This is a genomic window from Streptococcus sp. HMSC066E07 (assembly GCF_001814695.1).
GTDB lineage: Bacteria > Bacillota > Bacilli > Lactobacillales > Streptococcaceae > Streptococcus > Streptococcus hominis.
This window is the reverse complement of the sequence record NZ_KV817469.1, coordinates 771-7396: the sequence shown is the minus strand read 5'-3', so window position 1 is coordinate 7396 and position 6626 is coordinate 771. Positions and strand designations below refer to the sequence as shown.

Sequence of the window (6626 nt, the reverse complement as noted above, 5' to 3'; positions counted from 1 at the left end):
CATGTGTCGGCGGTTCGATTCCGTCTCGCGCCATATTAGTTTAATATCAGGAAGGGTAGCGAAGAGGCTAAACGCGGCGGACTGTAAATCCGCTCCTTCGGGTTCGGGGGTTCGAATCCCTCCCCTTCCATACCTTTACGGGCATAGTTTAAAGGTAGAACTAAGGTCTCCAAAACCTTCAGTGTGGGTTCAATTCCTACTGCCCGTGTTTATTGTGAATATGGCGGGTGTGGTGAAGTGGTTAACACACCAGATTGTGGCTCTGGCATGCGTGGGTTCGATCCCCATCACTCGCCTATTTTATATTATTGGGGTATAGCCAAGCGGTAAGGCAAGGGACTTTGACTCCCTCATGCGTTGGTTCGAATCCAGCTACCCCAGTTTAACTTTGCCGGCGTGGCGGAATTGGCAGACGCGCTGGACTCAAAATCCAGTGTCCGCAAGGACGTGCCGGTTCGACCCCGGCCGCCGGTATTGCTTAAGTTTAGAAACGTTGATAAATCAGCGTTTCTTTTGTTTTTGTTCAAAATTTGTTCAAAATAGTTTCTACTGGCTTAAACCGTGGAAAAAGTCACGGATTTTATTGTCTTCACGGATAGCTTTTTCTTTGATTAAATGCCCGTAAGTCTCGCTGATTTGCTGAATATCTTTATGTCCCATATTCTTGGCGATTGCCCAGATGTCTATATCCATTGCCAGAAGTGTGCTTGCGTAAGTATGTCTTAAACCTGTGCTCGTCATATTTGAAGGAGTAATGGATAATTCAGATAGTATCTTCTTTAATTGTTTATTGACTGCTGAATTTGTGGGTAGTCCAGATTGTTTATCAAAGAACAAACATTTGTCTGGATTAGAAACTTGATGGCTTCTTAAAACATACCTTTGTTCAGCCTTTAGCTTTTGTAAAATAGAGACTGTAGTATCATCAATCGGAATGTCACGGATAGAAGTTTCTGTTTTAGCTTTTGTCCAGCTTTTTCTTGTGCAATCATAGCGTCTATATGTTTTAATGGTCTTATTTTCAATATGGATACAATCCCAAGTTAAGCCAAGAACTTCTCCAAACCGCATACCTGTTTTCAGTTGGATATATAAGAGGTATGGAATGACGGATTCTTGATAATCGAGGAGATATTCTAGATACTGACAAAGTTTTTAATAATCTTCTAAGCTATGGATATATCTTTCATTCTTAGACTTTGGTGATTCTCTGCCAGATAGTACGACCCCTTCTGTGAATAAATCTATACTAAGCTTATCTTGTCTAGCAAAAATAAGGACACTTCGTATCTCTGCATTTAGACGGCTGACATTATCATGACAATTTGTTTCAGCGTATTTATTGATAAATGCTTGATATTGGCTGGATGTGATGGATATAGCAGGTGAATCTCCAAAGTATTTTTGAATAAACTTTCCACGCAAGCGATGCTTGTTTTGTGTAGATTCCATTTTATTCAGTGGGATGATTTTTAAATGGTACCATTTTTCCCACAATTGGAAGAGACTGATGTTTTTATCAATGACCTTTCCTTGATGTAATTTAATTTCTTGGGTCAAACCTTCAATTTCAGCTTCTTTTTTGGTTTTAAATCCTGATTTTGATGTAATATAGTTCCCTTTTTTGTCAGTGATCCGATAAGACCACTTCCCTTTTTTCCCTCCGCGTTGCGTAATGTATAGTGACATGGTTCCCTCTTTTCTAAGAAATCGATAACCAAGGTTTTATCTTGGTTATCTTGTCATAATTCAAAAATTTTTGCAAAATGATCCTCAAAAAATTCTTTGGTTTTGCTTGCCAGAAAGTAATAGCGTCCGCCTTGACTATCTGGGTATTTCACAAAGCCATTGCTATTTTTATCAATGTCAATTTGCTTACGAATTTCAGGCTTATAAAGCACGTTTTCGAGTAACCATGGACGAGAGACGGAAAGAAGTTCTAAAACCTCAGAGAGCGTCAGATAACGCCCTTTTGAGGAGATTTTTTTGAGTTCTTCATATTCGGAACGGTCAACGATAATTTTATCGGATGGGAGTTGTATCGTAATATTTTTTAAGTCAATTTGTAGGGTGGTTGGTTTCATAGGCAGTTAGTCCGTATCCATTTCTTGGTCAATGATGGTCACATCTTTGATGTGTCTGCTTTCGTGATAGCGTTTTGATTCTATAAATTTTACCCGTGGTGCTAGTTCACTTCAAAATACCATAAAAACCCATTTGGACTGTACTGTAAGTGACAAAATCAACAGGAGGTCATCCAAATGAGTCATTTACAGAATACCGCTAATTCTCATTACTTGGAATGGAACATAGGTCAATTATCAAAAATTTGTCAGATGCTCTGTCGAAACTATTGCTCAGATTCGATACTTTTTTAGCAATTCCGCCTGTAGTCGTAACTGTTCCACTTCGGATAGCTGTTCCATTCCTTTACCGTAGGTATATTGTTTCCCCACGGGTTGATGGAAACGGTGCAGTTCATCATTTCGATACCATCGCCACCAGGTCTTGACCTGACTAACATTTTTGATGCCCAGGGTCTCCATGATAACCTTATTGGGCTTACCTGCTTTCTTCATTTCGATACAGGCTAACTTAGTTTCTACCGAATACGCTTTTTTGACCATAACAAAACACTCCTGTTTCTAGTTTACTAGATTTCAACAGGAGGTTTTTCTTGTGTCTCATTTTATGGGGCTAGTGCCGTTTTCATCAGGATTTTTATTGACAACCATTAGAGGTTCATATTCATCGTTGACTTTTTTCATGTAATGTTTTAAATTGTTTCTAAAATTTGAATAGACGACCGCTTCTATTTTATATTACCTCATTTTAAGACTATTCTTATTAGAACACTTGACAGGAAATTGTACAAGTGTTAGCAGCTAGTTTTAACCCTCTTGTTTTAAAAAGTTGAAAATAAAAAAGATAGTTTACCGCTGTTGCATAACTATTCGTTACAGATATACCATTATCATTTTATACACCATTATTGAAGTAAAAAATAGTTGGATTTTGATGCGAAAGGGCTTTCGTATATATGCATCATAACTGATTGGTGCGCTTGTCTAGACTAATTGGGATTTAAAAGTTGTTAGCGCTTTAGATTACTCTTTTATCAATCACCTATTGTTTATCTGTAATATATCTATGTTTCTTTACAAGGTGCAAACAAATGTAAAATACTTCTGTAATGAGATTAAATAAATCTGTGAAAATGCTGTAATCGGCTTGACATTTGAGGAAAATATTAATATCATAAAAGTGAATAGTTTTTTAAACTAGGCCTTAACATATCCAATATGTTAAAATATTGAGAGGATATTTAGAATGAAAAAAAGCAGGTTCTTTTTAGCGTCAACGGCTGTATTGTTATCAGCCTTAGGTGCAAATCCTGTGTTGGCTAGGGATGTTGAGCGCTCTAGCTCCACAACGATTGTCACACCGACTGTTGACAGCAATAAAAAGGCTTCTACTGAAACGCCAGAGTCTAAGCAGGGAAATGCAAATACCTCTACGGCTGTGACGCCGGCTGCTCCTGTAACTCCTGACAAGTCCACGTCAGTTGCTTCAGATAAGGATAAGCCAAGCGTGTCAGACAAGGTAGAGGCACCAAAGACAACGCCAACAACACCGACTGCGCCAGAAAAGGACAAGTTGGAACCGTCGGATTCCTCAAGTAAGGTAGAACCGCTGAAGATAGCCCCTGTACCACCGGCTACACCAGATAAGGATAAGTCTGGAACATCAGACTCTGAGTCTTCAAAGCCAAATCAAGCGGAGCCAGAAAAGAAATATGGTGATGTAACGGTTGAGTACAAGAGTAAAGATGGTACTTTGATTGCACCAAAAGAGCTGGATACACCGACTTCTGAAGTGGGAACGGACTACGATACGACCGACCAACGAAGAGAAACCATTATCAGTTCAGAAGGTAAGAAATACCGCCTTGATCTAAAAGCTACTCAGGGGTACGAAAAAGGAAAAGTCCTTGAAGGAAATACCAATATTACTTATTACTATGATCTGGTCACAGAAACGCCAGACTCTAATAAGGTGGTGCCACCGAAGACAGATCCCGCTCCACCAGATAAGGATATACCAAGTACACCGGATTCTTCTAGTAAAGTAGTGCCTTCGCAGGATAAAGCTCAAGTGCCAAGTGTTTCGGCTACCCCCTCATCAGATTCATCGGTTAGCCCAGATACTTCTATAGCAGATACAATCGCACCGACAGATACAATACCAACTGATGAAGCAATAGATGCAAAAGATACGGTCAATCCGTCAATTTTGACTGAAAAGAGTACGGACGAGACAACAATTTCAGATATGGACTTGAAAAAGGATGAAACATTCAGTCTTGACAATGCTTCATCTGTGACTACTAAAAAAGGTGACACGATTGACAATCCAATCAAATCAATCATCTCACCAGCTGATCCGCTTTTGACGGACAAGGGCTTTGAGATTATTGGTAATGATCAAGGAGAAGTCACTATCAAAAACGCAGACGGTTCTAAAACATCTGTACCAGCTGCGCAAGTAGGTGCTAGGGCAAATCCTGATGGAACGGTCACTGTCAAATCAAGTAATGGTAAGTTTACATTGTTGCCAGATACGGGGGAAGCAACCACGATTCTTGCAACGATTGGTTTATTTATCTTGGCTCTATTAGGCTTCAAAAAAGTCAAGCCTTTTGAGAAAGATAATTGGTTAATTGGGTAATTATTAAAAAGAAAAGAGGAATTTTATGTTTCATAATAGCAAAACGAAGGGTCATGGTTCGATCCGGAAAAACAAAGTTTATGGCACCATTGGTATCTTGACGCTTGGAACAATTGCAATCCTTAGCGCTCACCAAGGTGTAGCTGCTGATGAAGTAAAGGCAACGAAGCCAACAACGCCAGCTCCAGTGGCGGAAGCTTCTGATACAAGTCTTGCTGCACAATCAAAAGCAGCAGCAACTGAAGCAGCTAGCAGCTCTACAGCAGCAATAACCACTGCAAAAGCTGAAACAACAGCACCAGCAGGAGCTACTTCAACAGCTGACACTACAACAGCGTCAGCGACTACAACAACTGAAAGTGCAGCTACGCAACCAGCCACAGCACCAGTAGCGAGTACAACGCCAGCAGCAACAACTGCAACGCCTGAAACAACGCCCGCTCCTGCTACAACAGCAAAAGCTGAAGCAACTACTCCTGCGCCAGCAGGAGCAGTATCAACCTCAGACCCAGTAGCTACTCCGGTAGATCGTACGGAAGGTTCAAAAGTAACTGTCGAAAACCAAAAACTAAAAGATGCGATTTCTGAAGCAAATGGTTATAACATTGATGTTAAGCAAAATCAAAATGACAACATTGGAACAGCGAACAACCAAGTAGAGTCAGATGCTAAAAAGGACCTTGCCAACACTCTTGAGGAAACACAAGCAACTCGTATCAAGACGGGGGTAGATGCCTATAAACGCGACCTAAAAAAAGCGCAAGCAAACACCGGCACTCCAGGCTATCTAAGTGAAGTTGTCAGCCAAGGCTTGAAATTTGAACGGGAGCCTAATGCTAAATTGTCTATCACTGGTACCACTGAATTTGGTCAAAAAGATATGAATAATATGTCATATGAGGAGTATGTGAAATCTGGTGGAACGTTTGCAAACAATCCAATCCCAGCATTTACAACGAGACTGTCAGCTGGTGGAAGCCGGTTTGTCATCCCTAAAATTAAAAGCGGACAAACCATTACGGCTACTTATACGGGCCTCCAAAATTCTAAATATAATGGAGTAAGTATTTCAAAGGTTACTTATGAGGTAACGAATTTAAACCCTAAAACAGGTATCGTTGGTTTTGCTGAGAAGGATCCGACGAGAGGGATTTACACTTTTTATGACATAAATGTACCTTCTAGATATAAAGTTGTTGCTCGCTTCTATGATGCTGATGGCAATGTTATAAACTTTAAAAAAGATAACCCTGCAATTTTGGCTCTAACAAGTTTAACCAAAACAGAACCTAAGACTGGAAAATTGGCTGGTCTGAAGCACGAAGAAAGCATAACAGATTATAATTTCCGACCAGTAAAGATTACCGGTTCTTTGGTTGAAAAACAAACCGATGGACGTTTGGCAGCAAATATTGTCACTGACGGCATTAAAGACGACTATGATGATCCAAATTTCTATAAAATGGGGATTGCGGGTGTGGCAGAAAGCGGAGATTCAATTTCCTTTGTGATGCAGCGGACTACACAATGGGATAGAGGTTATTGGTTAGCTATTACAAGCAAATTACCATCTCGCTTTACTCTTGTAAAACCAGATCTTGAATACAATCTGGTTGAATACAATCTTGCAGGGAATGTCTTGCTGGATAACTATATTCAAGGGACTACTACTAAACTAACAAATACTCAAACGGTTAAACCTACGGGAACTCCTGTTGGTGAAGACTACACAACAACACACCAAGACAGAATCACAACAGCGGATGGCAAGATCTATAAATATGTGTCATCAACTAATAATACAACAGGTAAAGTTAAATTAGGTACGACGAACGTAGCAAACTACTATACAGAAGTAAAAGGGAATGTTGTTGTTGACTACCAAGATAAGCAAGGCA

The 6626-nt window shown here is 39.9% G+C and carries 3 protein-coding genes, 5 tRNA genes and 4 pseudogenes; 8 read left to right on the top strand and 4 right to left on the bottom strand.

Annotated features, from left to right (window positions below):
• Positions 1-49: 49 nt before the first annotated feature.
• The 5 genes from HMPREF2984_RS09230 (at position 50) to HMPREF2984_RS09210 (ending at position 474) form a co-directional block, all read left to right on the top strand.
• Positions 50-130: transfer RNA gene (locus tag HMPREF2984_RS09230), tRNA-Tyr, on the top strand.
• 7 nt (positions 131-137) lie between these two features.
• Positions 138-208: transfer RNA gene (locus HMPREF2984_RS09225), tRNA-Trp, on the top strand.
• 15 nt (positions 209-223) lie between these two features.
• Positions 224-296 (top strand) — tRNA-His (locus HMPREF2984_RS09220).
• A gap of 13 nt (positions 297-309) precedes the next feature.
• Positions 310-381 (top strand) — tRNA-Gln (locus HMPREF2984_RS09215).
• A 9-nt stretch (positions 382-390) separates the two neighbouring features.
• Positions 391-474 (top strand) — tRNA-Leu (locus HMPREF2984_RS09210).
• A 72-nt stretch (positions 475-546) separates the two neighbouring features.
• On the opposite strand, the pseudogene HMPREF2984_RS09925 reads toward HMPREF2984_RS09210, so the two are convergent.
• Together HMPREF2984_RS09925 and HMPREF2984_RS09195 are read right to left on the bottom strand one after the other, a co-directional pair.
• Positions 547-1689 (bottom strand): annotated as a pseudogene (locus HMPREF2984_RS09925) (site-specific integrase).
• Between the two features lie 53 nt (positions 1690-1742).
• On the bottom strand, positions 1743-2084 hold the full coding sequence (locus tag HMPREF2984_RS09195; RefSeq protein ID WP_003041917.1) for a DUF771 domain-containing protein: 342 nt from the start codon (positions 2082-2084) through the stop codon (positions 1743-1745).
• A 177-nt stretch (positions 2085-2261) separates the two neighbouring features.
• Here HMPREF2984_RS09195 and HMPREF2984_RS09920 point away from each other — a divergent pair.
• Positions 2262-2357 (top strand): annotated as a pseudogene (locus tag HMPREF2984_RS09920) (IS982 family transposase); the annotation flags it as partial.
• Between the two features lie 30 nt (positions 2358-2387).
• Here the strand turns inward: HMPREF2984_RS09920 and HMPREF2984_RS09820 are convergent.
• Both HMPREF2984_RS09820 and HMPREF2984_RS09545 read right to left on the bottom strand, forming a co-directional pair.
• Positions 2388-2627 (bottom strand): annotated as a pseudogene (locus HMPREF2984_RS09820) (helix-turn-helix domain-containing protein); the annotation flags it as partial.
• Positions 2628-2705: 78 nt separating this feature from the next.
• A pseudogene (locus tag HMPREF2984_RS09545) lies at positions 2706-2816 on the bottom strand (type II toxin-antitoxin system prevent-host-death family antitoxin); the annotation flags it as partial.
• Between the two features lie 514 nt (positions 2817-3330).
• On the opposite strand from HMPREF2984_RS09545, the gene HMPREF2984_RS09185 reads away from it, so the two are divergent.
• Both HMPREF2984_RS09185 and HMPREF2984_RS09180 read left to right on the top strand, forming a co-directional pair.
• Entirely contained in the window at positions 3331-4728 is a 1398-nt protein-coding gene (locus tag HMPREF2984_RS09185; protein ID WP_070496756.1) for a MucBP domain-containing protein, read from the top strand.
• A 25-nt stretch (positions 4729-4753) separates the two neighbouring features.
• On the top strand, positions 4754-6626 hold a 1873-nt coding region (locus tag HMPREF2984_RS09180; protein ID WP_142350459.1), incomplete at its 3' end, for a GbpC/Spa domain-containing protein.